This is a genomic window from Sphaerospermopsis torques-reginae ITEP-024 (assembly GCF_019598945.1).
Taxonomy (GTDB): domain Bacteria; phylum Cyanobacteriota; class Cyanobacteriia; order Cyanobacteriales; family Nostocaceae; genus Sphaerospermopsis.
Window position 1 is genome coordinate 3847215 of record NZ_CP080598.1, and the last position, 15995, is coordinate 3863209.

General features: G+C 38.4%; 16 protein-coding genes. 6 read left to right on the forward strand and 10 right to left on the reverse strand.

Going from position 1 to position 15995, the window contains the following annotated elements; all coding sequences use genetic code 11:
- Positions 1-57: 57 nt before the first annotated feature.
- Positions 58-822, reverse strand: a complete 765-nt coding sequence (locus K2F26_RS17910) for a fimbrial biogenesis chaperone (protein WP_220608878.1) — start codon at positions 820-822, stop codon at positions 58-60.
- Between the two features lie 398 nt (positions 823-1220).
- Positions 1221-1739 (reverse strand): hypothetical protein, encoded by a 519-nt coding sequence (locus tag K2F26_RS17915; RefSeq protein WP_220608879.1) that lies wholly within the window; start codon positions 1737-1739, stop codon positions 1221-1223.
- A gap of 597 nt (positions 1740-2336) precedes the next feature.
- On the opposite strand from K2F26_RS17915, the gene K2F26_RS17920 reads away from it, so the two are divergent.
- The gene (locus K2F26_RS17920; protein ID WP_220608880.1) at positions 2337-4526 is read left to right on the forward strand and encodes a lytic transglycosylase domain-containing protein; all 2190 of its coding nucleotides are present in this window, start codon (positions 2337-2339) and stop codon (positions 4524-4526) included.
- Between the two features lie 281 nt (positions 4527-4807).
- Positions 4808-5602 carry a twin-arginine translocase subunit TatC gene (tatC, locus tag K2F26_RS17925; RefSeq protein ID WP_220608881.1) on the forward strand — a complete coding sequence of 265 codons (795 nt, stop codon included), beginning with the start codon at positions 4808-4810 and terminating at the stop codon, positions 5600-5602.
- Between the two features lie 52 nt (positions 5603-5654).
- Here tatC and K2F26_RS17930 read toward each other — a convergent pair whose 3' ends face one another.
- Entirely contained in the window at positions 5655-6032 is a 378-nt protein-coding gene (locus tag K2F26_RS17930; RefSeq protein ID WP_220608882.1) for a type II toxin-antitoxin system VapC family toxin, read from the reverse strand.
- Positions 6033-6035: 3 nt separating this feature from the next.
- The gene (locus K2F26_RS17935) at positions 6036-6290 is read right to left on the reverse strand and encodes a hypothetical protein (protein WP_137667314.1); all 255 of its coding nucleotides are present in this window, start codon (positions 6288-6290) and stop codon (positions 6036-6038) included.
- Positions 6291-6393: 103 nt separating this feature from the next.
- Here K2F26_RS17935 and K2F26_RS17940 point away from each other — a divergent pair, with 103 nt between their 5' ends.
- The 3 genes from K2F26_RS17940 to K2F26_RS17950 all read left to right on the forward strand — a co-directional run bounded on the left by K2F26_RS17940 (position 6394) and on the right by K2F26_RS17950 (position 7816).
- Positions 6394-6612, forward strand: coding sequence for a DUF433 domain-containing protein (locus K2F26_RS17940; RefSeq protein ID WP_220608883.1), 219 nt, complete (start codon positions 6394-6396; stop codon positions 6610-6612).
- A 1-nt stretch (position 6613) separates the two neighbouring features.
- Positions 6614-6805 (forward strand): hypothetical protein, encoded by a 192-nt coding sequence (locus K2F26_RS24930; RefSeq protein WP_246605410.1) that lies wholly within the window; start codon positions 6614-6616, stop codon positions 6803-6805.
- Between the two features lie 360 nt (positions 6806-7165).
- Positions 7166-7816 (forward strand): NYN domain-containing protein, encoded by a 651-nt coding sequence (locus K2F26_RS17950; RefSeq protein WP_220608884.1) that lies wholly within the window; start codon positions 7166-7168, stop codon positions 7814-7816.
- A 108-nt stretch (positions 7817-7924) separates the two neighbouring features.
- Here K2F26_RS17950 and K2F26_RS17955 read toward each other — a convergent pair whose 3' ends face one another.
- Positions 7925-8902: a restriction endonuclease gene (locus tag K2F26_RS17955; RefSeq protein WP_220608885.1), complete on the reverse strand. Its 978-nt coding sequence runs from the start codon at positions 8900-8902 to the stop codon at positions 7925-7927.
- 452 nt (positions 8903-9354) lie between these two features.
- Between K2F26_RS17955 and bioU the strand changes: the two genes are divergently transcribed.
- Positions 9355-10350 carry a (S)-8-amino-7-oxononanoate synthase BioU gene (gene bioU, locus K2F26_RS17960; protein WP_220608886.1) on the forward strand — a complete coding sequence of 332 codons (996 nt, stop codon included), beginning with the start codon at positions 9355-9357 and terminating at the stop codon, positions 10348-10350.
- Between the two features lie 77 nt (positions 10351-10427).
- Here the strand turns inward: bioU and K2F26_RS17965 are convergent, their stop codons facing one another.
- The 5 genes from K2F26_RS17965 to K2F26_RS17985 form a co-directional block, all read right to left on the reverse strand.
- Positions 10428-10988 carry a hypothetical protein gene (locus tag K2F26_RS17965; protein WP_220608887.1) on the reverse strand — a complete coding sequence of 187 codons (561 nt, stop codon included), beginning with the start codon at positions 10986-10988 and terminating at the stop codon, positions 10428-10430.
- Positions 10989-11331: 343 nt separating this feature from the next.
- Positions 11332-12549, reverse strand: a complete 1218-nt coding sequence (locus K2F26_RS17970) for a type II secretion system F family protein (protein ID WP_220608888.1) — start codon at positions 12547-12549, stop codon at positions 11332-11334.
- 15 nt (positions 12550-12564) lie between these two features.
- Positions 12565-12636, reverse strand: a complete 72-nt coding sequence (locus K2F26_RS25370) for a hypothetical protein (protein ID WP_220611934.1) — start codon at positions 12634-12636, stop codon at positions 12565-12567.
- A 76-nt stretch (positions 12637-12712) separates the two neighbouring features.
- Entirely contained in the window at positions 12713-13813 is a 1101-nt protein-coding gene (locus tag K2F26_RS17980) for a type IV pilus twitching motility protein PilT (protein WP_220608889.1), read from the reverse strand.
- A 146-nt stretch (positions 13814-13959) separates the two neighbouring features.
- Complete coding sequence (locus K2F26_RS17985) at positions 13960-15978, reverse strand: GspE/PulE family protein (protein ID WP_220608890.1); 2019 nt, start codon at positions 15976-15978, stop codon at positions 13960-13962.
- Positions 15979-15995: the final 17 nt, after the last annotated feature.

Here is a 15995-nt window from a genome sequence, read left to right on the forward strand (position 1 = left end):
TTTCGAGATTATTGGTTTCATCTAATACTTTTCAAACATCCTCTTAGGTAGGGGTGATTATTCAACATCTTTAAATGTAAATGTGCCTGTGACTTTTCCCACAGGTAATTGTTTAGGCCAAGGAATAGAAAACCGTCGTTGATTTCCTGCCAAAATTACCCCATTATTCACACCTTGTAACTCTTCTGATTTGAGATTAATTTGACTGCCTTTTTCGCTAGTTAAGTTTAAATTTAATTCTGATAATACAGCACGGCGAGTACCCTGATTATCAAAAGTAATTACTAACAAATCATTTCCGTCTTTTCCTTTTTCATGATTAATGCTATTTAAAACTACTTTGGTCTGGGCATTTTTGGGGCGAATATACACTGAACCCATGTAACGAAACATCACTTTTACCGCTCCTTGTGCTGTTTCTGGTGCTGATGGTTCTGGTTTTTTTAAGTTAATTGGTAATTGTTCAGCCACAAGGCGATAAGCAAGTTCTTTTTCTGGGTTGGGATTACCTAACCAGGTGACACGCACAGATTGTACACCTTGGGGTGGTAGGATGATTTGGGATGGAAAAACTAAAAAATCATCATCAGCTTTTTCGGTGGTTTCTTCACCTTCTAAGCTGATTTTTCGCTCTACCATTGACAGTTCAACGGCGATTTGTTCTGCACTATCATTAATAATTTGATAAGACTGGGTAGCGCCTGTTCCTGCCGGTGCAAATACCCTGGAAATCGGATCTAATTTGAAAGCTAATGCAGGTGAAATAGTGCTAATTAACAGAAAAATAGCAGCAGTAAAACAACGATATATCAAAGTTTTCATAGGATATGAAATATTAATTATCTATAGCGATCCTATTTGAGTTGAGAACTTATGTATGGGTGAGGGAAGGGAACAGGGAACAGAAAGTGTTCATGAATCATTTAGGATTGCTATATTAGAGTGAAGTTATTATTGAGCTAACTAACTAAGTAAGTAGGCACGAAAAAACCAAAGCAAGTACAAAAATGTAAAATGGCTAAAAACCTCTTCCCTCCTGCCTCCTGCCCCCTGCCCTTCGGGTTCGCCACTTGCTTTATGCCGGGAAACCCGTCCACCGCAGTGGCTCACCTCCTGCCTTGCCCTAACGATAATTTTTAACGCCTACCTACTTATTAGCCCTCCACAAGTTTTTTCAACAAGTAATATACGTTTGCAGAGGGCTATAGCTAGGGTTAGATTTAATTATCAGCTACAGTGAGTGTAATGGTATCACTATAACCACCTTTTTTGGGCAGAGTTGGGACAGTATAGATAATGTATAAGTCCATAGGTTTGACACCTGTGGTGGCATTAAAACCAGTTGTTTCACTCTGACTCAAACTACCAATCGCAGTACCTGAAGATGGTGCAGTTGCACCATCATTAACGATGGCAACGGTGTAGTTAATGTTATCTGCTGGATTGTTATCAGATACCAACTCACCGCTGTTGGTGGATGTGGCAGTGATGGTGATACCCGCAGTGTTGTTACTGGTGATATAAACATTGGCGATGTGAGCAGTTTGCGCACCTGCTGCCATCGGTAAGGCAGAAGCTGCTGCAGTGGCGGTAGTGTCAATGGCGATAATTGATGGGACATTGCCGGTAGCAATTACACTATCATTGGGGTTATTAGCAAAGGCAGCAGATCCAAAACCGAGGATAGTGATGGGGGCAAGAATTAAGCTGGAAGCAATTAAAGAGTGGCGTAAAGACATTGTAACTCCGAGTTATTTTTTACAAAAGGTAGAAGTCAATCAATACCTTCGCCAAAATCAAAAATATCTTGATTTGTAGGTTGGGTTGAGGAACGAAACCCAACAAATACGTTGGGTTTTACTTCGTTCAACCCAACCTACGGGAAAATGGCTAAGGTATTGTCAATTAAATGTAATTTTTTTACAAATGCATAATATCACCTACCCCCCCCCCGCAAAATAGTATAAATACTGTATTTATTTTAAAGTTTACGTATTTTATTGTACAAGTTATTGACATTCATTAGACCTGTCCGAAAATTAAATATGCGTAACCTGAAACCCATTCTTAGGGACAATTCATGAGACCCTACATCTTTTTCGGAGATGTCTATTAAGATGCTGAAAATACTTTAAGAGAATAACCCGCGATTGTAATTGGTAACAATTCAAACCAAAACAGCCTTTGTCAATATTCATGAATTACCCTTAGGCAAAAATCAAGTTTTTAGTCATATCTTGCCTATCTCCCATAACATTTCCAGCCAATAGTGTTAAAGTGGCAAGAAACTGATCGGAATCTTTCTTTTCCAGAAGCTAGACTAAAAGCGGGTATCCATGCTAAAGAAACTACAAAACAAGCAAATTTATTTGATTGCTGGTGCAGGGCTATGTGCCTTTTTAGTCGGGGGTATGATATCAGCCCCAGAAGCTGGAAAAACCTTGAGTAAATGGTTAAACTTGAGTCAGAGTCAGCCTGAGAAATTATCTGAGGCTAATAAATCCCAGTCAGTTGTATTTCGTTTGGTATCACAATCTTTACCGGAACGGGCGGCAAAACTGGCGGAAATTGCGGAGAATGGCAGTTCACCGGAAAGAGAAAGAGCGCGTTATCTGTTAGCAAGTGATTATATAGAAACTAATCAAGGTAAAAAAGCCCTGACATTGCTAGAAGGTCTAGAGAAAGACTATCCTGTTTTAGCACCATACATTTTACTCAAACAAGCCCAAGCACAAGATATTCTGGGTGAAAAAGGCAAAGCTTCGGATCTGCGGCAAAAAGTGTTAAAAGATTATCCTCAAGATGCAGTGGTAGTTAAAGCTATATATTTGATTGGGTTGCCAAAGCTACATGAACAGGCGATCGCTCAATTTCCTTCCCATCCCCTCACCTGGGAAATTATCCGCAAACGCCTACGAGAAAACCCCAATCAACCCAAGTTAAAATTAATCCTAGCTAAATATGCCTCTGATGAGCCAGGAATTACTGGTATTTTAGATCAGTTAGCTAAACAGCCCCAACTCACAGCCGCAGATTGGGATCTCATCGGTTCAGTATATTGGGAAAATAACCAATTTGCTAAGGCTGCCAGTGCTTATGCTAAAGCTCCAAAATCAGCTAAAAACATTTATCGTAGGGCTAGAGGTTTACAAATAGATAAAAAACGAGATCAAGCAATTACTATTTATAAGCAACAAATCCAACAATTTCCCGATGATGAAGAAACGGGAACAGCCTTATTAAGATTAGCAGAAATCACCCCTGGTAAAGCTGCCATATCTTATCTTGACCAAATTATTAATAAGTTTCCGAAACAAGCACCCCAGGCACTGGAACAAAAAGCTAAACTGCTAGAGTCGCTTAAAGATAATCAGGCCGCTACAGAAACCTGGAAATTATTGTTAGGTAGATATAGCAACTCTGAAGAAGCAGCAGAATATCGTTGGAAAAATGCCCTCAATAAAGCCAAAAATAGAGATTATGTAGGTGCATGGCAGTGGGCGCAACCAATCGCTACAGAGAATCCCAGGAGTATTTTAGCTCCCAGAGCCAGTTTTTGGGTAGGAAAATGGGCAACTTTACTAGGTAAACAGGAAGATGCACGGAAAGCCTACGAGTATGTACTGAGTCAATTTCCCCAATCTTATTATGCTTGGCGGGCTGCTAGTATTTTAGGTTTAGATGTAGGTGATTTTAGTAACTTGCGGTTGATCAATCCAGAAATTATCCCGCCCCAACGTCCCGTACCTCCAGCGGGTTCTGATACCTTTAAAGAATTGTATTTACTGGGACAAGATCGAGATGCTTGGTATGAGTGGGAAACAGCATTTAAAAATAACAGTCAACCTACCGTAGCGGAAGAATTTACGGAAGGGTTGATGCGGTTAGCAAAAGGTGAAAATCTGATTGGTATTGCTAAGATATCTAAATTAGAAGATCGGGAAACACCAGAGGAACAAGCAGAATTTGCAGCTTTAAGTAAAGAAATCACCTATTGGCAAGCCCGTTATCCGTTTCCCTATTTTCAAGAAATACAAAAATGGTCTATATCACGTCAACTTAATCCTTTGCTAGTTACAGCATTGATGCGCCAAGAGTCAATGTTTCAACCAAAAATTAAATCCGTGGTTGGTGCGACGGGTTTAATGCAGGTAATGCCCAGTACCGCTGCATGGATAGCACCACAAATTGGTATGGATATCAAAAACCTCAATTTGGAAAACCCCAATGATAATATTATGTTGGGTACATGGTATTTGGATCATACCCATCAGCAATATGGTAATAATTCCATGTTAGCGATCGCCAGCTACAACGCAGGACCGGGCAACGTAGCCAAATGGTTACAAACCATACCCAAACAAGATCCAGATGAGTTTGTAGAAGAAATTCCTTTTGGTGAAACTAGGAACTATGTGCGGTTGGTATTTGGCAACTATTGGAATTATCTGCGGTTGTATAATCCGTCAATTTCTGCTTTAGTAGCTAAATACTCAGAACAACAACCGAAATTACCGCAGCAGTAATGGTGATTGGTGATTGGTGATTGGTGATTGGTGATGGGTAATGGGTGATTGGTGATTGGTGATTGCTGATAAGACCAAAATGTAAGCGGGTTTGGGTAGTTCACAACTCCTTGATATCCTGACTCCTTGATCTCCTGACTCCTTGATATCCTGACTCCTCGATATCGTGACTCCTTGATATCCTGACTCCTTGATCTCCATCTCCCAAAACCAAGAAAACCTCTGTTGCTAGTCGCCCTGGAAGATAAAATAGTTAAGGAATGTTGCCTAGAAACTGACTCATGACATCATCACCAGACATAGATACTATTAATTCTCCCAATGTTGACAAAGAAGGATACAATAACTCAGCAGTTGATCCCTTAGATGAGTTACCAGATGAAGTAGAAATGTCGTTTTTCGATCATCTGGAAGAATTGCGATCGCGCATTTTTTATTCTTTAATAGCTGTAGCGGTATGTGTAGTTAGTTGCTTTGTCGTTGTTAAACCACTTGTACAAATACTAGAAGTTCCTGCAAACGGTATTAAATTTCTGCAACTAGCACCGGGAGAATATTTCTTTGTTTCCCTCAAAGTTGCGGGTTACAGTGGTTTAGTGCTGGCCACTCCTTTTATACTTTACCAAATTGTGCAATTTGTATTACCCGGTTTAACTCGTCGTGAACGTCGTTTATTAGCACCGGTGGTTTTTGGTTCGAGTTTTCTATTTTTGGCTGGGTTGGTATTTGCTTATTTTCTACTTATTCCCGCAGCATTAAACTTTTTTGTTAGCTACGGTGCTGATGTGGTAGAACAACTATGGTCAATTGAGAAATATTTTGAATTTGTACTATTGCTGTTATTTAGTACCGGTTTAGCGTTTCAAGTTCCCGTTATTCAATTATTGTTAAGTAATTTAGGTATTGTTTCTTCAAATCAAATGTTAGCCGGTTGGCGGTTTGTGATTATGTTTGCAGTGGTTTTAGGTGCGGTGTTAACACCTTCTACTGATCCTTTAACTCAAAGTTTATTAGCAGGTGCGGTTTTAGGGTTGTATTTTGGTGGTATTGGGTTGGTGAAATTAACGGGTAAGTAATAGGAAATGGGGAATGGGTAATAATTTATTGATCGCAGATCAAACTCATCCCTCAACTAGGTTTATCAGATTCAAATGGATTCCACAATCTTAGTTGAGTTATCCAGCGAAAATCATCTGTATTTCTTGTTATTAAAATCAACCCATACACTAAAGCAGTGCTGGCAATAATCGCATCACCTAAAGTCATTTTTTTCTGTTGTCGCAAAATGACTGCTTGGTTTAAAACATCTTGAGAGATGGGTAAAACTTCAGCAATTTGAAAAAACTCCTCAAAATACTGAATTTGATCTTTGGTAAGCTGATGATAGCCTAAAACTTCCAAATAACTAAGTGCTGATACCGCAGGTGCATATTCAGCAATTAATTCTCTCAATTTATTGTGTTCTGCTTGAGCAGAGTAGATGATAATATTACTATCTAGCAGCACGTTTTATCTTCCTGGAAGTGAACGATCTTGACGGGTTTCTTGCTGCCAGAGAATTGGGTCAATATCAGTCATAGTTTGACTCATAGCTAGTTTTTCTAAAATTTCAGCCATTCTCTGTCCCCGTGCTTTTTTATCTATAACTTGTTCATTTTCTAGCAATGTAACATGAACTGGGGTTAGTTTTTCTCCCAATGCAGGTACATCATCAATCCACTCTAAACGACTTCCTTTTAACCAAGCTCTAAATGTTTTTAGCATAATTTCATCTTTACTCTATATGTATTATTACTTCTGTAAGTCATTACTAGCAACATTCACATCAATGTTAAAATAAAAATATTACTTGAACACATAAAAAACTATGTCTAACAATACTTCAATTATCAGCGTTTCTCCTGAAGTTATGAGTGGTACTCCAGTTTTTACTGGAACAAGAGTTCCTATTCAAACACTTTTAGATTATTTAAAAGCAGGAGATTCAATAGATGATTTTTTAGAAGGTTTTCCTACGGTTACTAAAGAACAAGTAATTACATTTTTGGAGGAAGTAGAAAAAGCAATGATTAGTAAGGTAGCATAAAATGAAATTGATTTTAGATGAATGTATTGATCGCAGATTAACCAAAGAATTTATAGGTTATGAAATTAAAACTGTTCCCCAGATGGGATGGGCGGGAACTAAAAATGGTAAATTATTGGCTTTAATAGAAACAGAATTGGATATTTTTATTACAGTTGATAGGAATTTATCTTTTCAGCAAAATTTATCTTAGTTCAATATTGCTGTGGTTGTTTTGTAAGCAAAGTCTAATAGATTAATGGATCTTAAACCTTTAGTTCCAAAGATTTTAGATATTTTATCTACAGTGGTGAAAGGTCAAGCTGTGGTTATTGGTCTTGAATGATCAGGCGATCGCTCTTAACTCTATATCGGAAATGCGATCGCATCTCTCAAAGAAGATATAACTATTCACTGTATATTTCAAAATATTATGCCCCTCCTCCGTAATCTATAAATTCTTAGAGGAAGGGCGTTATAAGCTTTGCCAGCCTACTGGCGTTCGGATATTTACATAATAACAAGTTTTAGTTTAATATGTCAAGTTGTTAGTTTTGTATCCAAAGGAACTTGAATGAAATCAGTTGCAATTCTTCTAGATGGTGGCTTTGTTTTGAAAAAACTGTATGCAATGCTAGGTAATAACCATGCTACTGCTGAAGATGTTATCAAGTTTTCTCAAGTATGTTTGGATAGTGATGAGGATCTATTCCGATTATACTATTACGACTGTCAACCTTACGAGCAAACACAAACTAACCCAATTTCAGGTACAAGTATTGATTTTAGTGCTACTTCAGCCTGTAGTAGAAGCAAATCTTTACAAAATGCGTTATCACAAAGCAGCAAGGTAGCTTTCAGAAAAGGAAATATTCTTTTTAAAGGATGGATTATCAAGAAATATTCTACTCAAGATATTATCAAAACTGGACGAAGTATTTTAGACACTGATATTCAAGCTGATCTTCAACAAAAGGGTGTAGATATTAAAATTGGACTTGATGTAGCTTCATTAACTCTCAAGCATACTGTTGAACGACTGATACTTGTAACAGGAGATAGCGACTTTATTCCGGCTATGAAATTTGCACGTCGTGAAGGAGTGCAGGTTGTTATCATTTCAATGGGAAATTCTAATATTTATTCTGATTTTAAGGAACATTCTGATGAAGTTCGCAAAGTTGGGTATGATCCTGCTACCAGTTCTTTTATTAGAATTATATAAAGTGTTTAGATTCAGAAATAGAGATTTTTACTTTGAGCGATCGCTTTCACTCTACATCAGGAATGCGATCGCTGTTCAGTTACAGTTGTAAAAATTTATCTGAATTATCTATTTGGTCTGAGAATCCTTAATGTATATATTATTGAAATTGTTCGTTTTTTTGGTCTGCATTTGAACTGTCTTATTATCTAAAACGTAGTTTGATAACTGAGTATCTGTAATCAGCTTATTTACCTTTCCATCTTCAGACTTGACCAACAATTTTACATTACCATCAGCTTGAACAATCACAGTTTCTACTATTTCATACAAAGGAATTGAGTAATCAATTCCATGTATAGGTACAAACTTATCCTGAATTTTTATATGACCATTAGGAGTTGGAATACAACCAATAGCTTCTTGAGTAATAGAACTCCCCCAATATATATTAATAAGTTCATGAGTAAGTTCTTGTATGGTGTATATAATATTCCCATTTGCATCATAAATAGAAAAGACACCTATTGTAGTATTTTCTTTGACTACATCTTCTTGAATGAGTTTTTCTAGTAAAGAATCTCCATCAGAAGTCCAAATAGGTTTATATTTACCGTCTTGACATTTGGGAACTAATCCTGGAATATCAACCTGAATAGATTTTATACGTCCTTTCTCATCTTGTTCTATAGTAGTGCGAAGATGCAATAATTGAATTGGCTTTCCTATGATTTTTTCTGATGCTTCTGCATAGTCCTTAGCAGGTTTTGTAAACCCAGTTGCTGAAAAAAATAAACCCTCATCCATATTAACGTCTCTTAAAGCTCCAGCCATTTTCTGAATATCATCACGTCCAACTTTTTTATCTTTTATGGTGTAATCCTTAGCTTCACCAAATGCTTTTCTATTGTCTTTCTCACTCAAGACATCAATTTGATATAGAGTTTGGCTAAATACTCCTTCGATTCTACTATCGTGAACCACTGATGCATTCTCTTCTAAAATTTGTGTCACAATTGCAGCAATAATTTCATAAGCTGTACCTTTTTTATTTGGTAGATAACCAAAAATTGACTCAAATAGTAGATCAATAGGAGACTGATTCATAAATATTGAAAATAACTTTACAACGATTCAATTATAGCTTGTATTTTTAACCAATGCTTCAGGGTATCTATATTACACTAACAATACAAAAAGGCTTATTTGAACAGTATCAACTCTAAGGTTTAACTCAACCTTAATTAACAAAATTTTACCTAACAAACAGCAAGCTCCGTATATTTCCTAACTTCAGGCGCTTTAAACCCTAAAATAAATTGATAAATCATAACTTTCACTTAGTAAGTGTTTATATGGATTAAATTTATATTGTAATATAAAAGTTACCACAAGTCATATACTTACTATATAAAAATTAATCATATAATTAACCTAGTATGCGATCGCTGCAATTGCAATTACCATATTCTGAGTTACCAGTAAAAAAACCCATCTTTCCCCTCATCACCCCTAAAAATAAAGCATAATTAACCATTAACCATACAGGAAAAAACACCATGAACAAACAACCCATCCGCATCGGAGTCCTTGGTTTTGGTGGACTCGGCCAAGCAGCAGCAAAACTCCTCTCCAGCAAACGCGAAATGATCCTCGTAGCCGCCGCAGATCAAAAAGGCTACGCATACTCTACAGAAGGCTTAAACACCGACGCTTGCATCACCACCTACCAAAAACAAGGAACAGTCGGTTATTTAGAACCCTTCGGCACATTAAGCAATAACAGCATTCAAGACCTTATTCAAGCCACAGGTGACGCTGTAGATGGTTATTTCCTCGCCTTACCCAACCTACCTAACGACTTTATCCCCAACGTCACCAAACAATTTATCCAAGCTGGTTGGCAAGGTGTATTAGTTGATGCCATCAAACGCACCAGCGCAGTAGAACAACTGTTAGCCATGAAAGACGAACTGCAAGCAGCAGGTATTACCTACATGACCGGTTGTGGTGCAACCCCTGGACTATTAACCGCCGCCGCCGCTTTAGCTGCCCAAAGTTACGCTGAAATTCACAATGTAGTTATTACCTTTGGTGTAGGTATTGCTAACTGGGAAGCATACCGCGCTACAGTTCGGGAAGACATCGGACATATACCCGGTTATACTGTAGAAGCTGCTAGGGCGATGACTGATGCAGAGGTAGAAGCATTATTAGATAAAACTAACGGTGTGTTGACCTTAGAAAACATGGAACACGCCGATGATGTAATGTTGGAAATAGCCGGAATTTGTTCACGGGATAGAGTGACAGTTGGTGGTGTAGTTGATACCCGCAACCCCAAAAAGCCTTTAAGTACCAATGTGAAAATTACCGGTCGTACTTTTGAGGGGAAAATTTCCACCCACACCTTTACATTAGGCGATGAAACCAGCATGGCGGCTAATGTGTGCGGTCCTGCCTTTGGTTATTTAAAAGCTGGTCAGGAACTACATCAAAGATGCATTAACGGCCTATTTACCGCAGCGGAAATAATGCCTAAATTTGTAAAATAGGTAATTGGTAATTGGTAATTGGTAATGGGTAATTGGTAATAAAAAACTCTTGCCTGTTGCCTGTTGCCTTTTGCCTTCTATTCCCTATAAGATTCTTGATATTCTTCTTGTTCTTCCTTTTCCTCATCCAAAATAGTTGGGGTTTGCATCACAAAAGGTAAATTTGCACCTATTAAACCTCGTTGAATGCGTTGCGGGGTTTCAGGAAAAATCACAAACAAAGGATAAACACTATTTGCACCCTCACTCAAAATATGACTATGACGGGGGTGCATGATCCATTCATATTGTTTATCCAACAAAACTTGAGTTTGTCTCCATCTTCCCAAAAAATCAGAAAAATCCTCATCAGGACGATGAATAAATAATAAAATTTCTACATCTGTTTTGATTTTCCATTCTGGATCACACATAATCATGGCAATATCACAAGGTAAAGCCATTGTTTGTGAAGTTTTAGCTTCTAGATCACGCAGTCTGACAACAGGTAAAGTGATAGTAATAACACTTTCCGATGGACGACGTAGACTAGGAATCATTTCCCAGTAAGGACGATGGTTTTTGAGAAGTGCGATCGCTGCTATATGATTACTATATTCTGCTAAACTAGCTTCATAAACAGATTTTTGTACAGACATATTATTATATTAATCCAACATTCCAAATACAACATTCAACATTCAAAAGGGAAAAGGTTAAAGGGTAAAAGTTCAAATTTAAAAGTTTTTTATTAGTTTTTATCCCTTCTACCCTCAAGTAACAAGTCTTGTAACTTGTTAAGATCCTGGTAAGTATTCAGCAGTCAGCACTGTTGTTGAAAAAAAGATAAATGCCAATTTGTAAATGTCTATTGTGACATTGGGCAATCTTTTAATTTGATACAAAACCTATCTGTATTATAGGTTTAAGCTGATTATTGATTACTGAATGCTTACAGATTCTAAAACCTTTTACCTGGAAAATGTTACTTTTCTGCAATAATCAACCAATGGTTTCATATACCTTGAACATTGGCAAATACATTGCCAGCAAAATTGTACCAACCATCCCCCCAAGTACCACAATCATTAATGGTTCTAAAATGCTGGTGAGTGATTTCACAGCCTGTTCTACTTCATCTTCATAGAAATCAGCCACTTTCATCAACATACCATCTAATTCCCCTGTTTCTTCCCCAATCATCATCATTTGAATAGCCATTGCTGGGAAAACTTGGCTTTTGTTCAAAGCGGTACTAATCATACCCCCTTCTTGAACTTCTTTACGAGCAGCGTCTATAGAGTTAGCAATAATTTGGTTTCCTGATGTATCTCGCACAATTTCCAAACAAGTAATAATGGGTACACCAGAACGAGTTAAAGAACCAAAAGTACGGCTAAATTTAGCAACAGAAGATTTTTGAATCAAATCACCAAACAGAGGCATTTTCAGAGAAAGGCGATCAACTGTGAGTTTGCCTACAGGAGTTTTGTAATATTGCTTAAAGGCAATTTGAGCAACAATCAAACCAGCAATAATCGCCAAAGACCAATAACTTCTGAGTATTTTACTACAAGTCATCAAAAATTGTGTAAGTGCTGGTAATTCTACTCCTATATCTTCAAAAATGTTGGCAAAAATAGGAATCAGAAAAACCGTCATCCCCACAAAGATAGCAGTTGCCAAAAAACCTACTACCACTGGATAAGACATAGCAGATTTGATTTGATTTTGTAATCGTGCCATATCTTCTAACAGTTTAGCTAGACGATTTAAAACCTCATCAAGTACACCACCGATTTCTCCAGCTTGCACCATACTTACATACAAACCATCAAAACAGTCTGGATGCTTACGCATAGAATCAGAAAGGTTAACACCTGTTTGCACATCAAGACAAATCTCAGTTAAAGCTTTCTTGAGTTTCGGATTACTACATTGTTCTGACAGTACACCCAAAGCTCTCACAATTGCCACACCAGCATTCACCAAAGCAGCAAATTGACGGGAAAAAACCGCTTTGTCTTTGACTGCCACTTTAACAAAGGAGTTCTGAATTTTCTCTAAATCAAAGCTGAAACTTTTAGATTCTTTTAGGTCTTGAACTATAAAACCTTTATCTCTAAGATTAGTACGAGCATCCTTTAAGGAATCAGCAACAAATTTTTCAGTTCGGGTTTTTCCTTGAGAGTCCCGAACACGGGCAAGATAGGTAGGCATAATATGTACTCAAAATTAGTAAATTGGTAATTGGTAATTGGTAATTGGTAATTGGTAATTGGTAATTGGTAATTGGTAATTGGTAATTAGTAATTAGTAATTGGTAATTGGTAATTGGTAATTGGGAAAAATAAAATTGATTACCCAGTCACCAGTCACCTGTTTAACGTTTTGCACCTGCTGGTGGTGCTGTTGCACCAATCAAACGTTGAACTTCATCAGGTTTGGAAGTCTTAGACATTGCAGCTTCAAAAGATATAGTTCCAGCTTTATATAAATCAGCTAAAACTTTCTCTAGAGTTTGCATCCCTAATTTACCTCCTGTTTGAATAGAAGAATAAATTTGGGCTGTTTTACCTTCCCGAATCAGGTTGGAAATAGCAGGTGTAACAATCATAATTTCTTGAGCCATTACCCGTCCATATTCACCTGGTTTGGGGTTTTTCTTAGGTACTAAAGTTTGGCTAAAAACTGCCACCAAGGAGTTAGATAATTGTACCCGCACTTGTGTTTGTCTTTCTGATGGAAAAACGTCAATAATCCGGTCAACAGTTTGGGAAGCAGAACTGGTGTGTAGTGTACCAAATACCAAGTGACCTGTTTCTGCGGCTGAAATTGCTAAAGAAATAGTTTCCAAGTCCCGCATTTCACCCACCAGAATAATATCTGGATCTTCCCGTAAAGCTGCTCTTAAAGCATTAGCAAAACTCTTTGTATCTTCGCCTACTTGACGTTGGTGGACTAAGCTTTTGATGGGTTCATAAACAAATTCAACCGGGTCTTCAACTGTTAAAATATGTTCGGCTCTGGTGCGGTTGATCAAGTCAATCATTGCCGCCAGGGTAGTAGTTTTACCTGAACCTGTAGGACCTGTAACGAGAATTAAACCTCTAGGCTTTTCAGACATTTCTCGAACTATATCTGGCAGTCCCAATTTTTCAAAGTTAGGAATTTTAGAACTTAAAGCTCGCAAACAAGCAGCATAAGCACCACGTTCTTTATAGACGTTTACCCGGAAGCGAGCCAACCCTTTCACGCCATAGGAACAGTCTAATTCCCAGGTTTGTTCTAGGGTTTTACGCTGGGTATTATTGAGCATACTAAAAATCAGCCTTTGACATTGATCAGCCGTCAGGATGTGATCACCTATAGGGGTGAGTTTACCACTGATGCGGAAATAGGGAGGCAAACCTGCTGATAAGTGCAGATCCGAACCGCCCATGTCTATTAGCTGTTCCATCAAATCTTCAATCATGAATTCCATAGTTTATCTCCCAGATGAAAAATTAGGAAATAGGTGACAGGTGACAGGTGACAGGAGATTCGATTTTGGATTTTGGATTGTATCCAACCCACTGGAATCTAAAATCTAAAATCTAAAATCTAAAATTTTCTGCCTCCTGACTCTTGTTAATCTGTAAACCGAGGTGTCAGACAGTAAGGACAATCTAGCCACTCTGGTTGTAAAGTAGCATCACAGGTTTTACAGGTTAAACCACTCTTACGTTTAGCTTTTAATTCAGCTTCCAAACCTGTATCTGTATATACTACCCGCTCTACTTCCTCCAGAGTGGTTGCACCTTGCCGCACTAAGTTAAGACTGTAAGCCAGCAAAGTTTTCATGCCTTCTTCGATGGCTACTTCCTTGATCCGTTCTGTAGGTGCTTCTTGGTTAATCAGAGTTTGCAGGTTTTCCGTAATCCGCATCACTTCATAAACACCACAACGCCCCTTGTAACCAATACCATTACACTTGGGACAAACCTTGATTTTGCCGTTATTTTCGGCTATTACTTCCGGTGGTATGGTATTGGCTTTGTAGAAGGTGACAGCACCTTCTTGGGAAGCTGATAAACCATAACGAGCTAGTTCTTCAGGTGTGGGAGTATAGGGAATTCTGCACTCTGAACAAACACGGCGCATCAAACGTTGTGCCAATACACCGATCAGAGAACTGGAAACCATGAAAGGTTCAATGCCCATTTCACCCAAACGAGCGATCGCCCCTGGAGCATCATTAGTATGTAAAGTGGTTAATACCAAGTGACCAGTTAGCGCCGCTTCAATCGCTGTTTTCGCTGTTTCCTTATCTCGTGTTTCACCCACCAGTAACACATCAGGATCTTGTCGCAAAAACGCCCGTAGTGTAGTAGCAAAATCTAGCCCTTTTTGTCGAATTACCTGTACTTGAGTCAGCCCTGGTAAACTGTATTCAACCGGGTCTTCTACGGTACTAATATTAATACCCGGATCATTGATTTCTGCTAGTGCAGAATACAACGAAGTAGTTTTACCAGAACCAGTAGGACCAGTCACCAGAATCAAACCAAAGGGCTTGCTAACCATATCCTGGACTATATGCAAAGTCTCTGGATCAGTAATTAACTTATCTAACCCCAGTTGGGTAGATGAGTTATCCAAAATCCGCAAACAGATTTTTTCACCATAACGACTGGGTAAGGTATTTACCCGAAAGTCTACTTTTCTACCATTAAAAACCCTGCTGATACGTCCATCTTGAGGTAAACGCCTTTCAGCAATATCTAAATTAGAGATAATTTTAAATCGAGCAGTCACCGCCGGCACAATGTGCTTGGGCATCGGTCGGATAGCATCAGACTCACGCAATACCCCATCTTTCCGGTAGCGAACTCGCAAGAATTCTTCTTGGGGTTCAATATGAATATCAGAAACAGCATCTCGCAAGGCGACAAAAAGAATTTTATTGACAAGATTGATAATAGGCGCATCATCAGCATCCTTCATGGCTGCTGTCAGATCTACCTCTGAATCTTCTACAGTTTCCTGAACCATATCTTGAGTCAGACTTTCTAGATCCGAACTAATGTCTGTCAATTTTGCTTGCTGCATTTTTTCTTGGCGAGCCGCAAACTCATCCAAGTATTGGTTAATCAGCTGCTGGTAATCTTCCTGGGTAATAACTATCCGCTGTAGAGACAAGTTTTGCGATCGCAAGATGCGGTTGAGTTCATCACAAGCCTCTAGATTCTCTGGATTAACCATTGCCACCAAAACATAAGGAGGATTTTGGTCTTCCCGTTTCGACAGTGGTACTAAACGATGACGACGACAGACATCTACTGGTATTAACTCTTCAATCAATTTTCCCACGCTCATGTTGCCAATTTGATTGACTTCTGGATCGAGGGATTCAACACCGTAGAGTATTTTTAGTTCAAATAAATGCTGTTTCTTGTACTCCCTAAGAAACTCAGGTGCTAGTTGTTGCCCAGTGATAGACTCTAATACATCTGTCAGCATTTTGCCAGATTTGCGGCTTTCAGCCAGAGCCTGTCTCATCTGTTCACTGTTGACATAGCCAGCTTGTACTAGCTTGTTGCCGAAAGGCGAAAACTCTGTTCTGGTGGTAAGAGCGGTACTGCGCCGTTGTGGTGATGAGTAAGTCATAAGCAATGAGTTGGGGA

Bases quoted from the DNA above. Each gene is read 5' to 3' on its own strand.
- K2F26_RS17910 (WP_220608878.1), bottom strand. From the start codon at position 822: ATGAAAACTTTGATATATCGTTGTTTTACTGCTGCTATTTTTCTGTTA.
- K2F26_RS17915 (WP_220608879.1), bottom strand. From the start codon at position 1,739: ATGTCTTTACGCCACTCTTTAATTGCTTCCAGCTTAATTCTTGCCCCC.
- K2F26_RS17920 (WP_220608880.1), top strand. From the start codon at position 2,337: ATGCTAAAGAAACTACAAAACAAGCAAATTTATTTGATTGCTGGTGCA.
- tatC (WP_220608881.1), top strand. From the start codon at position 4,808: ATGACATCATCACCAGACATAGATACTATTAATTCTCCCAATGTTGAC.
- K2F26_RS17935 (WP_137667314.1), bottom strand. From the start codon at position 6,290: ATGCTAAAAACATTTAGAGCTTGGTTAAAAGGAAGTCGTTTAGAGTGG.
- K2F26_RS17940 (WP_220608883.1), top strand. From the start codon at position 6,394: ATGTCTAACAATACTTCAATTATCAGCGTTTCTCCTGAAGTTATGAGT.
- K2F26_RS24930 (WP_246605410.1), top strand. From the start codon at position 6,614: ATGAAATTGATTTTAGATGAATGTATTGATCGCAGATTAACCAAAGAA.
- K2F26_RS17950 (WP_220608884.1), top strand. From the start codon at position 7,166: ATGAAATCAGTTGCAATTCTTCTAGATGGTGGCTTTGTTTTGAAAAAA.
- K2F26_RS17955 (WP_220608885.1), bottom strand. From the start codon at position 8,902: ATGAATCAGTCTCCTATTGATCTACTATTTGAGTCAATTTTTGGTTAT.
- bioU (WP_220608886.1), top strand. From the start codon at position 9,355: ATGAACAAACAACCCATCCGCATCGGAGTCCTTGGTTTTGGTGGACTC.
- K2F26_RS17965 (WP_220608887.1), bottom strand. From the start codon at position 10,988: ATGTCTGTACAAAAATCTGTTTATGAAGCTAGTTTAGCAGAATATAGT.
- K2F26_RS17970 (WP_220608888.1), bottom strand. From the start codon at position 12,549: ATGCCTACCTATCTTGCCCGTGTTCGGGACTCTCAAGGAAAAACCCGA.
- K2F26_RS17980 (WP_220608889.1), bottom strand. From the start codon at position 13,813: ATGGAATTCATGATTGAAGATTTGATGGAACAGCTAATAGACATGGGC.
- K2F26_RS17985 (WP_220608890.1), bottom strand. From the start codon at position 15,978: ATGACTTACTCATCACCACAACGGCGCAGTACCGCTCTTACCACCAGA.